This is a genomic window from Streptomyces sp. iso_384, assembly GCF_056172905.1.
On the sequence record NZ_JBWBTT010000001.1, the window covers coordinates 6,122,542 to 6,138,009 of the forward strand.

The following is a 15,468-nucleotide window of genomic DNA, read 5'->3' on the forward strand; positions in this document are numbered from 1 at the left end:
CGCCCCCTCCCGGGCCGTTCGTCATGGCGCGTCCCGCCGGGTCAGGCGGGGTTGTTCGCGTGGGTCAGGGTCTCCCAGGCGACGAAGAGGTTGTTGGATCCGGCGGGACGCTGCCGCTCGGTCAGCGTCTGCGTGTTGGTCATCGCGTAACCGAGACGGTTGGCGAGCGCGTTGAAGCCGACCTCGGTGATCGGCCCGAGGTGGTCCTTGAGCGAGCCGCCGCACAGCGAGGACGGGACGGGCGTGCCCAGCTGGTGCTTGGCGTGCAGCCCCATCGCGTGCCGCAGCCGGTCGGCGACCTCCGGGTAGAGGTCCTGGCCCTGGATGCGGCTGGTCTCGGCGATGTGGGAGATGGCGGAGATGCCGTAGCCGGTGTGGGTCAGATCGCGGCAGGTCTCCTGGGAGAGCCCGTCCATGAAGGTCGACTGGCCCTGCCAGTAGTTGATGACTTCGGCCCGGGTGTCGAGGCCGCTGCCCGGCGCGACCTTGGGCAGCGAGCCGTCGGCGGTCACATAGATGTACGCCGGGACACGTCCGCGGAATTTCGCGACGGCCTTGTCATAGGCGGCGCGGTCCTCCAGGAAGACCGCGATCCCGATCGCCGCCTCGGTCATCGACAGCTCCCAGTTGCCGTTGGAGTGGGAGCCGCCTGCGACCTTCGGCAGGTAGACGTTACGGAGCATCGTGCCGAAGCGGCCGGAGTTCGGCCAGCCGCTGTAGGTGTACTTGATGATCTCGGCGGCCCTCGGCCAGGAGGAGCCGGCCCAGCCGGTCTGGAGCGGGGCGTTGCTGTTGGTGTGGTCCTGTATCACGGCGGACCAGGCGTCCATGATCTCGATGGCCTTCCGCGCGTACCGGCTGTCCTGGGTGAGGTACCAGGCCAGCGAGAGCGTGTACGCGGCGATGGCGTCCTCGCGCTCGTCCGTGCAGCCGTGGTTGGGGTTGGAGTAGGAGCCGCACTCGACGACGGCGCGGGGCTTGGCGGTGCGGGTCAGCGAGGCGTACCTGCTGCCCATCATCTGGTCGTAGGCGCTCTTCCAGGGCTGCGCGCCCGCCTGCACCCGGCCCCGGACGAAGTCCAGTTGGGGGCGGCTGACGAGTACACCGGGGTGGGTGAAGTTCGCCGGGGCGGCGGCTGTGACGGGGGCCGTGGCGGGGGCCTTCGCCGGGCCCGGGGATCTCTCCGCGAGGGCCGGTGCGGCGAGGGCCGTGGTGAGCAGCGCGGCCAGGGCGGCGGCGGTGCCGAGGACGCGGGGGATGGTGCCGGTGCGCATGTGGGGTGCCTTCCGGTGCGGTGACGGTTCGACGGCCCGACCCGACCGAGGTGGTGACGGAGGGTCACGGGAGTTCACGATGTTCATGTATGTGAACTATGGGCCGCATGATGAACCCTGCGATGAGTCAGGAACGTAAAGCCATTCCATGGACACGTCAAGGTTCTGCGTTCACTGCACGAAGGAACCCGTCGCAGCACGCACAGGGGCCCGGCACCGCACGGGTGCCGGGCCCCTCGGGTCGGCCGGGGCGCGCTCAGCGCAGCAGCACGCCCGCCCCCTCCCCCGCCGCCTCGGCCGGCAGCGCGACCAGGCCCATCTCGGCGCTGGTGGCCAGCAGCGGATGGGCGGGCAGCACGCGCACGGTGTAGCCGTACGGTCCCGTCCGGTCCAGGGCGAGCGGGCCCTCGTAGAGCCAGCGGTCCTCCAGGTCCTGACCGCCCGCCGGCTTCAGCGGGAAGGTCTGGGCGTCCGCGATGGCGTCGCCGGAGTCGACCCGGCCCGCGACCACCTGGACCTCCACGTCGTCCGGGTCCAGACCGCCGAGCGCGATCCGCACCCGCAGCGCCAGGGTGGCGCCGAGCTCCGCCGAGCCGCCCGCCGCGGTGTCGGTGACGGACTCCACATGGTCGACGGCGACATCCGGCCAGGCCGCCCGGACCTCGGCCTTCCACCGGGCGAGCTCCCGCGCGGCCCCGGGCTCCAGGGCCCGGCGGGACTGCGCGGCGGGGGCGTACAGGCGCTCGGTGTACTCACGCACCATCCGCCCCGCCAGCACCCGCGGACCGAGGTTGACCAGGGTGGAGCGGACCATCTCGATCCAGCGGTCCGGCAGCCCTTCCGCCCCCCGGTCGTAGAAGCGCGGGGCGACCCGGTCCTCGATCAGGGCGTACAGGGCGTTGGACTCCAGCTCGTCGCGGCGGTCCTCGTCGACCGCGGAGCCGTCGGCGGTGGGAATCTCCCAGCCGAAGTCCGGGTCGAACCACTCGTCCCACCAGCCGTCGCGCACCGACAGGTTGAGGCAGCCGTTCAGCGCCGCCTTCATCCCGCTCGTGCCGCAGGCCTCCAGCGGGCGCAGCGGGTTGTTGAGCCAGACGTCGCAGCCCGGGTAGAGCTTCTGCGCCATGCCCATGCCGTAGTCCGGGAGGAAGACGATGCGGTGGCGCACCCGCGGGTCGTCCGCGAACCGCACCAGCTCCTGGACCAGCCGCTTGCCGCCGTCGTCGGCCGGGTGGGCCTTGCCCGCGACGACGATCTGGATCGGGTGCGTCGGGTGGAGCAGCAGCTCCCGCAGCCGGTCGCGGTCGCGCAGCATCAGCGTGAGCCGCTTGTACGAGGGGACGCGCCGGGCGAAGCCGATGGTCAGGACGTCCGGGTCGAGGACGCCGTCGATCCAGCCCAGCTCGGCGGTGCCCGCGCCGCGCCGCCGCCAGGAGGCGTAGAGGCGACGGCGGACCTCGGTGACCAGCTGTCCGCGCAGATCCCGGCGCAGGTCCCAGATCTCCTGGTCGCCGATGCCGGTCACCGCGTCCCAGCGGCGCGGGGTGCCGGCCTGCGAGGAGGTCTCGTCGGCCACCGGGCCGCCCGCCAGCACCTGGTGGGCGCGGCCCTCGCCGACCTGGCCCGCACCGAGCCGGAACACCTCGGGGGCGACCCAGGTCGGTGCGTGGACGCCGTTGGTGACGGAGGTGATCGGCACCTCGGCGGGGTCGAATCCCGGCCAGAGCCCGGAGAACATCTCCCGGCTGACAGCCCCGTGCAGGGTGGAGACGCCGTTGGCGCGCTGGGCGAGCCGGAGGCCCATCACCGCCATGTTGAACAGCTCCGGCTCGCCGCCGGGGTAGGTCTCGGTGCCGAGCCGCAGGATCTTCTCCACACCGACGCCGGACAGCTCGCCGTCGTCGCCGAAGTGGCGGGCGATCAGCTGCCGGTCGAAACGGTCTATCCCGGCGGGCACCGGAGTGTGCGTGGTGAAGACGGTCCCGGCCCGCACCACTTCGAGGGCGGCGTCGAAGTCGAGCCCGGTGGGGATGAGTTCACGGATACGTTCCAGGCCGAGGAAGCCGGCGTGGCCCTCGTTGGTGTGGAACACCTCCGGCTCCGGGGTGCCGGTGAGGCGGCACCAGGTGCGCACCGCGCGCACCCCGCCGATGCCGAGCAGCATCTCCTGGAGGAGGCGGTGGTCGCTGCCTCCGCCGTAGAGCCGGTCGGTGACGTCTCGTTCGCCCGGCGCGTTCTCCTCGACGTCGGAGTCGAGCAGGAGCAGCGGTACGCGGCCGACCCGGGCCAGCCAGATGCACGCGTGCAGCGAGCGTCCGCCGGGCAGGGCGAGCACCACCCGGGCGGGGGTGCCGTCGGCCTCGCGGACCAGGTCGAGCGGGAGTTCGTTGGGGTCGAGGACGGGATAGTGCTCCTGCTGCCAGCCGTCGCGCGAGAGGGTCTGGCGGAAGTAGCCGTGGCGGTAGAGCAGCCCGACGCCGATGAGCGGGACACCGAGGTCGCTGGCGGCCTTGAGGTGGTCGCCGGCCAGGATGCCGAGGCCGCCGCTGTACTGGGGCAGCGCCGCGGTGACGCCGAATTCGGGTGAGAAGTAGGCGACGGCGGAGGGGAGTTCGGCTCCGGCGGCCCGCTGTTCCTGGTACCAGCGGGGGCCCTGGAGATACTCGGCCAGGTCGGCGGATGCCTCGGCCAGGCGGGCGAGGTACGCCTCGTCCCCGGCCAGTTCGGTGAGCCGCCCGGCGGACAGCGAGCCGAGCAGCCGTACGGGGTCGGCGTCCGCGGGCCGCCAGCCCTCGGGGTCGGCGGACCGGAAGAGCTCACGGGTCTCGGTGTGCCACGACCAGCGCAGGTTGCGCGCGAGGTCGTGGAGGGGTCGGAGGGGTTCGGGGAGGACAGGACGCACGGTGAATCGACGAATGGCCTTCACTACTCCACCTTTACAGGGGGCTTGCGCATCCGAGCGGACGCACCACGATGTGCGTCCCTTCCGTCACCCCTGACGGTAGCGGCCGTCCGTGGCGGGCTGCCACGGCGTGCGGACGGCGCACCAGGTCCGCGAGTGATCGCCGCGCGCCGCCCCGTGAGCACTCCGCAGGCGCTTCACAGGCGCCTCATCCATCTCGCCCGTGATCCTCCGTCACACCGCTCACCTGGGGGTTTGGCCGATTTCTCTCCCGTACGCAGCCTTGTGGACCTCACCGGCACAGGGAAGGCTGCCGTGTGGCGCCGCCGAACGGGTATCCGGAACCTGTGGGGGCGCCTCGGGTTCCCGCGCCCACCGGGGCGTGCGCGCCGCGCGCGGCGGTTCCCGAGCGGTTGGCTACGACCGAGTAGTTAACACGGCGCCGGATTTCCCACCCGCGGACGCGGGGAAGGCTTCCCCGGTACGCGGCACGACCCGGCCCGCACACGTTCTCCGTGCATCCCGAAACATGCACGAAACCCCCGCGACCCACCCATTCGAGTGCCATTCGAGTGAACGCGGACAGGAGCGGCCATGCCCACAGCCCGTCAGCAGACAGCTGAGCAGCTACAAAGGACAGATCCCCGTCTTCGCGGCACACGCGGTCGGTCCTCCGCGCCCGTGCCGTCCCCCGTGCACGCCGAGCTCCTCCAGCCCTCAGGTGATTCCATGATCGGTCGTATTCCCGTCCTGGACGTCCGTCCTCTCGTCGACTGCGGCAGACGGGCGGCGAAGGCCGTCGCCGGTGAGACCTTCCAGGTCACCGCCACCGTCTTCCGCGAAGGCCATGACGCGGTGGCCGCCAATGTCGTGCTGCGCGATCCGAGCGGACGGGTGGGACCGTGGACCCCGATGCGCGAGCTGGCGCCGGGCACGGACCGGTGGGGCGCGGAGATCACCCCGGCCTCCGAGGGCCGCTGGACGTACACGGTGGAGGCCTGGAGCGATCCGGTCACCACCTGGCGGCACCACGCCGCGATCAAGATCCCGGCGGGCATCGACACGGACCTGGTGCTGGCCGAGGGCGCGGCGCTGCTGGAGCGGGCCGCCGCCGGCGTGCCGAAGAAGCACGGCCGCGAGGCGGTGCTCGCCGCGGTGGACGCGCTGCGCGACACCGCCCACCCGGCGGCCGCCCGGCTGGCCGCCGCCCTGACCCCGGCCGCCGACGCGGTCCTCGCCCGCTATCCGCTGCGTGAACTGGTCACCCGCTCCAAGCCGCTGGCGGTGCGGGTGGAGCGCGAGCGGGCGCTGTTCGGGTCGTGGTACGAGCTGTTCCCCCGCTCCGAGGGGGCGCGTGAGGTGCCGGTGGACCCGGCGGACGCCTCGCCGGACGCGCCGACCCGGCTGGTCAGTGGCACCTTCCGGACGGCCGCCGAGCGGCTGCCCGCGGTCGCCGCCATGGGGTTCGACGTGGTGTATCTGCCGCCGGTCCACCCGATCGGGACCACGCACCGCAAGGGCCCGAACAACAGCCTCACGCCCGGGGAGCACGACCCGGGGGTGCCGTGGGCGATCGGTTCGGCCGACGGCGGGCACGACGCGGTCCATCCGGAGCTGGGCACGCTGGAGGACTTCGACCACTTCGTGTCGGTGGCCCGCAATCTGCGGATGGAGATCGCGCTGGACTTCGCGCTCCAGTGCTCGCCGGACCACCCGTGGGTCAAGGAGCACCCGGACTGGTTCCACCACCGCCCCGACGGTTCGATCGCGTACGCCGAGAACCCGCCGAAGAAGTACCAGGACATCTATCCGATCGCCTTCGACAAGGACATGCGCGGCCTGGTCGCGGAGACCGTACGGATCCTGCGCTTCTGGATGGACCACGGCGTGCGTATCTTCCGGGTCGACAACCCGCACACCAAGCCGGTGGTGTTCTGGGAGAAGGTCATCGAGGAGATCAACGGCGCCGACCCGGACGTCATCTTCCTGGCGGAGGCGTTCACCCGGCCGGCGATGATGCACACGCTCGGCGCGGTCGGCTTCCAGCAGTCGTACACGTACTTCACCTGGCGCAACACCAAGCAGGAGCTCACCGAGTACGTCACGGAGCTGTCCGGCGAGGCCGCCTCGTACATGCGGCCCAACTTCTTCGTGAACACCCCCGACATCCTTCCCGGTTACCTCCAGGAGGGTGGCCGCCCGGCCTTCGAGGCACGGGCGGTCCTGGCCGCGACGCTCGCCCCGTCCTGGGGCGTGTACGCGGGATTCGAGCTGTGCGAGAACACTCCGGCCAAGCCGGGGAGCGAGGAGTACCTGCACTCGGAGAAGTACGAACTGCGCCCGAGAGACTGGGAGTCGGCGGAACGCGAGGGCCGCACGCTGACCCCCCTGATCACCTCGCTGAACCGGATCCGCCGGCGTAACCCCGCTCTGCGGCAGCTACGCGACGTCCACTTCCACCACACCGACAACGAAGCGCTGATCGCCTACAGCAAGCGCTCCGGAACGAACACCGTTCTGGTGGTCGTGAACCTCGACCCGCACCACACCCAGGAGGCCACGGTCTCGTTGGACATGGAGCGGCTCGGCCTCTCATGGCACGAGCGCGTACCGGTGCGCGACGAGCTCACCGGCGATACCTACCACTGGGGCAGGGCCTTCTATGTGCGCCTAGAGCCGGGCATCACGCCCGCGCACATCGCCGTCCTGCGACCGTCCCCGCCGACCGGAGGGTCACCCACACCATGATCGTCAATGAGCCTGTCCACGACACGTTCGAGGACACTCCCGCCAAGGACCGCGATCCCGACTGGTTCAAGCGCGCCGTCTTCTACGAGGTGCTCGTCCGGTCCTTCCAGGACTCCAACGGCGACGGAATCGGCGACCTCAAGGGCATCACCGCCAAGCTGGACTATCTCCAGTGGCTCGGCGTCGACTGCCTCTGGCTGCCGCCGTTCTTCAAGTCGCCGCTGCGCGACGGGGGCTACGACGTCTCCGACTACACCGCCGTGCTGCCGGAGTTCGGCGACCTCGCCGACTTCGTGGAGTTCGTGGACGCCGCGCACCAGCGCGGCATGCGCGTCATCATCGACTTCGTCATGAACCACACGAGCGATCAGCACGAGTGGTTCCAGCAGTCCCGCACCGACCCCGACGGGCCGTACGGCGACTACTACGTCTGGGCGGACGACGACAAGCAGTTCCAGGACGCCCGGATCATCTTCGTCGACACCGAGACGTCCAACTGGACCTTCGACCCGGTCCGCAAGCAGTACTACTGGCACCGCTTCTTCTCGCACCAGCCGGACCTCAACTACGAGAACCCGGCGGTGCAGGAGGAGATCCTCGCGGCCCTGCGCTTCTGGCTGGACCTGGGCATCGACGGCTTCCGGGTCGACGCGGTGCCCTACCTCTACCAGCGCGAGGGCACCAACTGCGAGAACCTCCCCGAGACCCACCACTTCCTGAAGCGGGTCCGCAAGGAGATCGACGCCAACTACCCGGACACCGTGCTCCTCGCCGAGGCCAACCAGTGGCCGGAGGACGTCGTCGACTACTTCGGCGACTACGAGCAGGGCGGCGACGAATGCCACATGGCGTTCCACTTCCCCGTCATGCCGCGGATCTTCATGGCGGTGCGCCGCGAGAGCCGCTACCCGGTCTCCGAGATCCTCGCCAAGACCCCGGCGATCCCGAAGAACTGCCAGTGGGGCATCTTCCTGCGCAACCACGACGAGCTGACCCTCGAAATGGTCACGGACGAAGAGCGCGACTACATGTACGCGGAGTACGCCAAGGACCCACGGATGCGCGCCAACATCGGCATCCGCCGGCGGCTCGCCCCACTGCTGGACAACGACCGCAACCAGATCGAGCTGTTCACCGCGCTGCTGCTGTCGCTGCCCGGCTCCCCGATCCTCTACTACGGGGACGAGATCGGGATGGGCGACAACATCTGGCTGGGCGACCGGGACGCGGTGCGCACCCCGATGCAGTGGACGCCCGACCGCAACGCCGGGTTCTCCTCCAGCGATCCGGGGCGGCTCTACCTCCCCACGATCATGGACCCGGTCTACGGCTACCAGGTCACCAACGTGGAGGCGTCGATGGCATCGCCGTCCTCGCTGCTGCACTGGACCCGCCGGATGATCGAGATCCGTAAGCAGAATCCGGCCTTCGGTCTCGGCGAGTACACCGAACTCCCGTCCTCCAACCCGGCGGTGCTGGCGTTCACCCGCGAGTACAAGGACGACCTCGTCCTGTGCGTGCACAACTTCTCGCGGTTCGCGCAGCCGACGGAACTGGACCTGCGATCGTTCAACGGACGTCATCCGGTGGAATTGATCGGCGGGGTACGCTTCCCGGCCATCGGTCAGTGGCCCTACCTGCTGACCCTCGCGGGACACGGCTTCTACTGGTTCCGGCTGCGCAAGGACGCGCCGCCGGCCTGACGCCCCGTCCGCCCGGTGCGGGACGGTTTCCGCCGTCCCGCACCGGGCACCCTGACCCCAACGCAAGGCCGCGGGCCTCTCATGGATCCGCCGCCCCTGGCCTTCACGGTTCCGCCGTTCGAGTCCGTAAGCACCTTCCTCTCCCGACACGTCCCGCACAGCCGGACAGCCATTGCCGCAATCCGGGACACTCTTCGCATCCTGTGTGCCCGGGGAAAGGACGCGATGCCATGTCGGAGGCTGCATCCACTCACGTCGCCCTGGCGAAGAGCACGAGGATCAGCGCAACCCCCAGTAGGACGGACGAGGCCCTGCTCCCGTCCCTCGCCCCACTGCTCCACGCATGGCTGCCCCGGCAGCGGTGGTTCGCCGGCAAGGGCCGGCCGGTCACCGGCTTCTCCCTGGTCTCGGCCACCGAGATGCTGCCGCTGGACGGCACGGCCGGCCCGGGGCTCCTGCATCTGCTGCTGCGGGTCGAGCAGCCCTCCCAGCAGTCCCGCCCCGCCGAGGACTGCTACCAACTGCTCCTGGGCGCACGAACGTCACTGCCGCCGCTGCTCTCGGGCGCCCTGATCGGCCGGGTGGAGCGGGGCCCGCTCGCCGGCCGGACCGTCTACGACGCGCTGCACGATCCACGCCTGGCCGATCTGCTGCTGGAGCGCTTCCGCCGCCCCGGGCACCTCGGCTCGCTGCGCTTCGAGCGGACCGCCGCTATCCCGGCCGGTCTCGCGCCCCGGGTGCTGGACGCCGAGCAGTCCAACTCCTCGCTCGTCTACGGGGACGCGTTCATCCTCAAGATCTTCCGGCGCGTCTTCCCGGGCACCAACCCGGACCTGGAGCTGCCCCTCGCGCTCACCGGCGAGGGGTGCGAGCGGGTGCCCGCCCCGGTCGCCTGGTTCGAGGCCCCGGGCCCCGAACCGCTCACCCTCGGCGTCCTCCAGCCCTTTCTGCACGGAGCGCGGGACGGCTGGCAGCTCGCGCTGGCCGCGCTCGCCGCGGGCCGCGACTTCCTGCCCGAGGCGCGGGCGCTGGGCCGGGCCACCGCCGAGGTGCACACCGCGCTCGCCGCCGCGCTGCCGACCCCGGCGCTGCGCGGCACCCAGACCCGGCAGCTCGTCTCGCAGATGACGCAGCGGCTGGAGGCCGCCGCCCAGGCGGTCCCGGCGCTCGTGCCGTACGTCCCCGGACTGCGCGCCGCGTTCGAGGCGGTGACCGACCTGGGGGCGCGGGGCAGCGGCTGGGCCCAGCAACGGGTGCACGGCGATCTCCACCTCGGGCAGACCCTGCGCTCCGCCGACGGATTCTGGTCGCTGATCGACTTCGAGGGCGAGCCGGCCCGCCCGCTGCCCGAGCGCCGCAGGCCCGCGCCCCCGGTGCGTGATGTCGCGGGCATGCTGCGGTCCTTCGACTACGCGGCCCGCTCGCACCGCCCGTGGAACCCGGAGTGGGCGGCCCGCTGCCGTGCCGCCTACTGCGAGGGCTACGCACAGGGTTCGGGCACCGATCCGCGCGGCGAGCCGGAGCTGCTGCGCGCCCATGAGACCGACAAGGCCGTGTACGAGGTGCTGTACGAGGCCCGGCACCGCCCCGACTGGCTGCCGGTTCCGATGGCGGCCATCCGACGGCTGGCCCAGTCCGCCGCGGCCTGAGCCGCGCCCCCCCACGCACCTCCCGCCCCTCCACCCGTGCTTCTCCCCTTCACCCTCCGAGGAGGCAGTCCCTGTGACCGCCCGCAAGCCGTCCCGCAAGGCATCCCGCAAGACCACCGAAGTACCGGCCGACGTGCCCGTCGAGGCCGCCGCCGAACCCGCCGTCGAGATCGCCGCAGCCGAGACCTCCGCCGACGCGGCGGCCGCCCCCGCACCGGCGCCCGCCGCCACCGCCACCAAGGCCGCGTCCGCCAGGCGCGCCAGGCCCCGGCGCGCCGACGCGGTGCCGCCGCGCCCCCGGCAGGCCGGTGACGGCGGCCAGGGCGCGCGCCCCGCACCGGCCCTGGACGGCGCGGACCGCGGCCGGCTGCTGGCCGGCGACCATCACGCGCCGCACGATGTGCTCGGCGCGCACCCGATCCCGGGCGGGGTGCTGGTCAGGGCGCTGCGGCCGTTCGCACGGTCGGTCACGGTGCTGGCGGCCGGGCTCCGGGCCGAGCTGCACGACGACGGCGACGGCTTCTTCTCCGGAGTGCTGCCGGTGCCGGAGGCGCCCGCGTACCGGCTGGAAGTGGCGTACGAGGACACCACCATCGAGGTGGAGGATCCCTACCGCTTCTGGCCGGCGATCGGCGAGCTCGACCTGCATCTGATCGGCGAGGGCCGGCACGAGGAGCTGTGGCGGGCGCTCGGCGCGGAGCCGATGGTCCACCAGGGGGTGGCCGGGACCCGGTTCACGTTGTGGGCGCCGAACGCGCGCGGTGTGCGGGTCACCGGTGACTTCACCTACTGGGACGGCACGGGCACGCCGATGCGTTCGCTCGGCTCGACCGGGGTGTGGGAGCTGTTCCTGCCCGGGGTCGGCGAGGGCGCGCTGTACAAGTACGACATCTGCCGCCCGGACGGTTCGCACACGGTGCGGGCCGACCCGATGGCCCGGCGCACCGAGGTGCCGCCCGCGACCGCGTCGATCGTCACCGCCCCGCACCACGAGTGGCAGGACGCGGACTGGATGGCGCACCGGGGCGACCGGCCGGTCCACGAGGCCCCGTTCTCGGTGTACGAGGTCCATCTCGGCTCCTGGCGCCCGGGCCTGACGTATCGTCAGCTGGCCGAACAGCTGCCCGCGTACGTCAAGGACCTGGGCTTCACGCATGTCGAGCTGATGCCGGTCTCCGAGCATCCCTTCGGCGGCTCCTGGGGCTATCAGGTGACCGGCTTCTACGCGCCGACCTCGCGGATGGGCACCCCGGACGATTTCCGCTTCCTGGTGGACGCGCTGCACCGGGCCGGTATCGGTGTGATCATGGACTGGGTCCCGGCTCATTTCCCGCGCGACGACTGGGCGTTGGCCGAGTTCGACGGGCGCCCGCTGTACGAGCACTCCGATCCGCAGCGTGCGGCGCACCCGGACTGGGGGACGCTGGAGTTCGACTACGGCCGCACCGAGGTGCGTAACTTCCTGGTCGCCAACGCCACGTACTGGTGCGAGGAGTTCCACATCGACGGGCTGCGGGTCGACGCGGTGGCCTCGATGCTCTACCTCGACTACTCCCGCGAGGACGGCCAGTGGTCGCCCAACGAGTTCGGCGGCCGGGAGAACCTGGACGCGGTCGCCTTCCTCCAGGAGATGAACGCGACCGTCTACCGCCGCAACCCGGGCGTCGTCACCATCGCCGAGGAGTCCACCGCCTGGGACGGTGTCACCCGGCCCACCGACAGCGGCGGCCTGGGCTTCGGGCTGAAGTGGAACATGGGCTGGATGCACGACTCGCTGGTCTACATGTCCAAGGAGCCGATCCACCGCAAGTACCACCACGACGAGATGACGTTCTCGATGGTGTACGCGTACAGCGAGAACTATGTGCTGCCGATCTCGCACGACGAGGTGGTGCACGGCAAGCAGGCGCTGGTGACGAAGATGCCCGGCGACTGGTGGCAGCAGCGCGCCAACCACCGCGCCTACCTGGGCTTCATGTGGGCCCACCCCGGCAAGCAACTCCTCTTCATGGGACAGGAGTTCGCCCAGGGTGCGGAGTGGTCCGAGGGGCACGGCCCGGACTGGTGGCTGCTGGACCCGGCGTACGACGCGTCCGGCGACCACCGCGGGGTGCGGACCCTGGTCGGCGATCTGAACGCGGTGTACGGGGCGGTGCCCGCGCTGTGGCAGCGCGACACCGTGCCGGAGGGGTTCAGCTGGGTGGACGGCGGGGCGGCCGAGGACAATGTGTTCGCGTTCCTGCGGTACGACGCGGACGGCTCCCCGCTGCTCGCGGTCTCGCACTTCTCCCCGGCGGTCCGCAGCGACTACCGCCTCGGGGTGCCGGAGACCGGTACGGAGGGCTGGGTGGAGGTCCTGAACACCGACGCGGCCCGGTACGGCGGTGGCGATGTGCGCAACGAGGAGCCGCTGAAGGCGGAGGCGGTGCCCGCGCACGGCCGTCCGGCCAGCATCTCGCTGACGCTGCCGCCGCTGTCGACGGTGTGGTTCCGCCCGGCGTAGCCGCCACGGTGGGATGAGCCCGGGGCCCGTACCGCATCGACGGTGGACGCGGTGCGGGCCCCTCCCCCGTTCACGGCGGGTCAGCGCCCGGCGGCGATCACCTCGACGATGCTCGACCAGGACGAGGAGCCGTGGCCCTCGGCGACGGCCCGGTCGGTGACGGACTTCAGCCCCACCAGCTGCGAGACGTCCAGGCCGTGGTCCTTCGAGGTGTGCAGGATGTGGTCGACGCTGGCCGCCATCATGGCGAGGTTCCCGCCCTCGCCCACGTAGGTACGGGAGTCGATGTCGGTCGCCGTGTAGGCCGCGATCGGCGGCAGGATGCCCGCGATGGTGTTGAGGTACGGGGCGAGCGACGCGCCGTCGATGCCCTCGGCGCGGGCCAGCGCGAAGGCGTGGACCAGGCCGCCCATGGCTCCGTAGAAGAAGTCCAGCATCGCCATGTCGTAGGCGGCGGCGAGCCCGTGGTCCTCGCCGAGGAAGGTGGCGGGCGCGCCGAGCGCCTTGAGGGCGGCCTCGTGCGTCTCGAACGCGGCCCGGTCGCCGGAGTGGAAGATCAGCGCGTCCGCCGAGCCGACCACGTCGACCGGCACCATGATCGCGCCGTCGAGGTAGGACAGGGCGTGCTTCTCGGCCCAGGCGGCGGTCCGCCGCGAACGGGCCGGGGTGTCCGAGGTGAGGTTGACCAGGACCCGCCCCCGAAGCGCTTCGGCCAGCGGCTCCAGGACCGCGTCGGAGGCGTCGTAGTCGACGAGGCAGACCACGACGAGTCCGCTCGCCCGAACAGCCTCCTCGGCGGACGCGGCCCGCACCGCGCCGAGGCCGACGACGTCCTCGCCCTTTCCGGACGAACGGTTCCAGACGGTGGTGGGGTGGCCGGCGGCCAGGAAGGCGCGGGCCAGGGAGCGGCCCATGTCGCCGAGGCCGAGAACGGTGACGGGGGTGGGATCGGTGGTCGTGTTCGCTTGCTTCATGGGGACCATGCTGGGCGCGCGAACCGGGCGTGACCAGAACCCACTTGACTGTCAGATACGCACTTCGAGGAAAGGATGCAGGTCAGCGGCCGACCGGGGCCAGGACGTCCGCCGGCTCCCGGAGCAGTCCGCGCGTCGGCCGACTCCCCGATGCGCATCGGAAGAACGTATGCCCTGACGCCGACGCCGCCGCGGGGATGGCCGGCGCCGAGGCGAGCGAGGGACCGGGGCGTCAGTTTCCCCGGGCCGCGGACCGTCGGCGCACGGCCCAGACGATGCCGCCGCCCGCCGCCACCGCGGCGGCCGCCATGCCGGCGAGCGGTGCGGTGGAGTCCGAGCCGGTCGCCGCGAGGGTGCCGCCGGTCTGCGGGGTGGCGCCGCCGGTCGTCGAGCCGCCCGTGCCGGCGGAGCCGCCGGAGGAGCCCGAACCGCCGGTGCCGCTCGTGCCGCCGGTGGTGTCGGAGCCGCCGGTGGACGAGGAGCCGCCCGTACCGCCGGTGGAACCGGACGAGCCGGAGGAACCCGAGGTGTCCGCGCCCTTGCCGGTGTCGATCACGATCTGCGCGGTGTCGTTGGCGGTATTCCGGTCGAAGGGGCGCTCCTGGCCGCTGAAGGAGACCTCACCCGTGGTGCGGCCCACCGCCTTGTCGATGCGCAGGACGAAGGGGTAGCTCTCGCCGCCGTCCACGTCGACCCAGGACTGCGAGGTCCCGCAGCGGTAGTGCGTCTTGGTGACCGCGTCGCAGTATCCGTGCGCCTTGACGACGGACGTGCCCTTCGGTATGCGGACGTCGACGGTGGCCACGCTCCGGTCGCGGGCGCCCTGTACCCGGGCGGGGCCCGCGTTGGTGAACTTCACCGTGGCGGTGACCTGCTCGCCGGGCTCGCCCTTCAGCTCGGCGCCGGCCAGGCCGAAGTCGGCGGTGTTCGCCGCGGTGACGTCGGCCGAGGCGACCGGCTCGGGGTGGTTCTCCCGGTCGGCGTCGGTGGCCGGGCCCTTCTCGACCAGGGTGAGCGGGTCGCCGGTGCCCGGCACCGGCTCGGTGGAGCCGCTGTCGCCCGCGTCCGGGTCCGGCTCGGTGACGCCGATCGTCACCCGCAGGTCGTCGTTGAGCGCGGAGTCGAGCGCCTTGAGGGAGACGGGCTTCGCCGTGCCGTAGACGACGCCCGGCTTCAGCGGCTGGTCGATCTTGCAGGCGGCGACATGCGAGTCGGGCATCTCGTCGTAGGACGGGATCGTGTAGTAGCTGCAGTTCCGGTACGTCTCGTCCGCCTTCAGGCCGGGCGACACCGCGTACGTCACATAGGAGACGGGCACCTCCTCCGACCCCTTGTTGAGAAAGGTCAGCGGGGTGGAGAACGCAGCCCCGGCCTGAACCCCCTTGATCGGTGCGATCGTTCCGACGCCGAGGTCCGGCTCCGGTTCGTCGGCGAGCGCCGGCGCGGCACCCAACGCCACCAGCGCGGTGGCGGCTAGGGCGGCGGTGGAGCCACGGAGGGTCCGGCGGCGGGAAGGCGTGATGCGCATGGAGGTCCTTCGGTCGTGGGGCGCGTGGGGCGGACTGCGGTCCTTCACCTCTCAAGACCGGTGCCGGACAAGGGGGGTTGTGCCCGCCGAAACGGTCGTGACAGAACACAGACATAAGGACACCCGTACCGGGGGAGGCACGGGTGTCCTTGTGTGGGGGGTACCGCGGCGGCCCGGGGGCGCCGCT

At 71.6% G+C, this 15,468-nt stretch carries 8 protein-coding genes; 4 read left to right on the forward strand and 4 right to left on the reverse strand.

Annotation, left to right across the window (positions count from 1 at the left end; translation table 11 throughout):
• Nucleotides 1-41: 41 nt before the first annotated feature.
• Together AC0VY3_RS27360 and glgP are read right to left on the reverse strand one after the other, a co-directional pair.
• On the reverse strand, nucleotides 42-1,274 hold the full coding sequence (locus AC0VY3_RS27360) for an alginate lyase family protein (RefSeq protein WP_475550829.1): 1,233 nt from the start codon (nucleotides 1,272-1,274) through the stop codon (nucleotides 42-44).
• A gap of 256 nt (nucleotides 1,275-1,530) precedes the next feature.
• Nucleotides 1,531-4,200, reverse strand: a complete 2,670-nt coding sequence (gene glgP / locus AC0VY3_RS27365; protein WP_475550830.1) for an alpha-glucan family phosphorylase — start codon at nucleotides 4,198-4,200, stop codon at nucleotides 1,531-1,533.
• 705 nt (nucleotides 4,201-4,905) lie between these two features.
• Here glgP and AC0VY3_RS27370 point away from each other — a divergent pair.
• The 4 genes from AC0VY3_RS27370 to glgB all read left to right on the forward strand — a co-directional run bounded on the left by AC0VY3_RS27370 (nucleotide 4,906) and on the right by glgB (nucleotide 12,779).
• On the forward strand, nucleotides 4,906-6,924 hold the full coding sequence (locus AC0VY3_RS27370; RefSeq protein ID WP_475550831.1) for an alpha-1,4-glucan--maltose-1-phosphate maltosyltransferase: 2,019 nt from the start codon (nucleotides 4,906-4,908) through the stop codon (nucleotides 6,922-6,924).
• On the forward strand, nucleotides 6,921-8,627 hold the full coding sequence (gene treS, locus AC0VY3_RS27375; protein ID WP_030079176.1) for a maltose alpha-D-glucosyltransferase: 1,707 nt from the start codon (nucleotides 6,921-6,923) through the stop codon (nucleotides 8,625-8,627). The genes AC0VY3_RS27370 and treS overlap by 4 nt, the downstream gene beginning before the upstream one ends.
• Before the next feature lie 230 nt (nucleotides 8,628-8,857).
• On the forward strand, nucleotides 8,858-10,276 hold the full coding sequence (locus AC0VY3_RS27380; RefSeq protein WP_103509896.1) for a maltokinase N-terminal cap-like domain-containing protein: 1,419 nt from the start codon (nucleotides 8,858-8,860) through the stop codon (nucleotides 10,274-10,276).
• A 73-nt stretch (nucleotides 10,277-10,349) separates the two neighbouring features.
• Entirely contained in the window at nucleotides 10,350-12,779 is a 2,430-nt protein-coding gene (glgB, locus tag AC0VY3_RS27385; protein ID WP_242741097.1) for a 1,4-alpha-glucan branching enzyme, read from the forward strand.
• 80 nt (nucleotides 12,780-12,859) lie between these two features.
• On the opposite strand, the gene AC0VY3_RS27390 is transcribed toward glgB, so the two are convergent.
• Together AC0VY3_RS27390 and AC0VY3_RS27395 are read right to left on the reverse strand one after the other, a co-directional pair.
• On the reverse strand, nucleotides 12,860-13,753 hold the full coding sequence (locus tag AC0VY3_RS27390) for an NAD(P)-dependent oxidoreductase (RefSeq protein ID WP_475550832.1): 894 nt from the start codon (nucleotides 13,751-13,753) through the stop codon (nucleotides 12,860-12,862).
• Nucleotides 13,754-13,985: 232 nt separating this feature from the next.
• A complete protein-coding gene (locus AC0VY3_RS27395) occupies nucleotides 13,986-15,281 on the reverse strand; it encodes an LAETG motif-containing sortase-dependent surface protein (RefSeq protein ID WP_475550833.1) in 1,296 nt (431 codons plus the stop codon).
• Between the last annotated feature and the right edge of the window lie 187 nt (nucleotides 15,282-15,468).

Coding starts and splice junctions, on each gene's coding strand:
- AC0VY3_RS27360 (WP_475550829.1), bottom strand. CDS start 1,274: ATGCGCACCGGCACCATCCCCCGCGTCCTCGGCACCGCCGCCGCCCTG.
- AC0VY3_RS27370 (WP_475550831.1), top strand. CDS start 4,906: ATGATCGGTCGTATTCCCGTCCTGGACGTCCGTCCTCTCGTCGACTGC.
- treS (WP_030079176.1), top strand. CDS start 6,921: ATGATCGTCAATGAGCCTGTCCACGACACGTTCGAGGACACTCCCGCC.
- AC0VY3_RS27380 (WP_103509896.1), top strand. CDS start 8,858: ATGTCGGAGGCTGCATCCACTCACGTCGCCCTGGCGAAGAGCACGAGG.
- AC0VY3_RS27390 (WP_475550832.1), bottom strand. CDS start 13,753: ATGAAGCAAGCGAACACGACCACCGATCCCACCCCCGTCACCGTTCTC.
- AC0VY3_RS27395 (WP_475550833.1), bottom strand. CDS start 15,281: ATGCGCATCACGCCTTCCCGCCGCCGGACCCTCCGTGGCTCCACCGCC.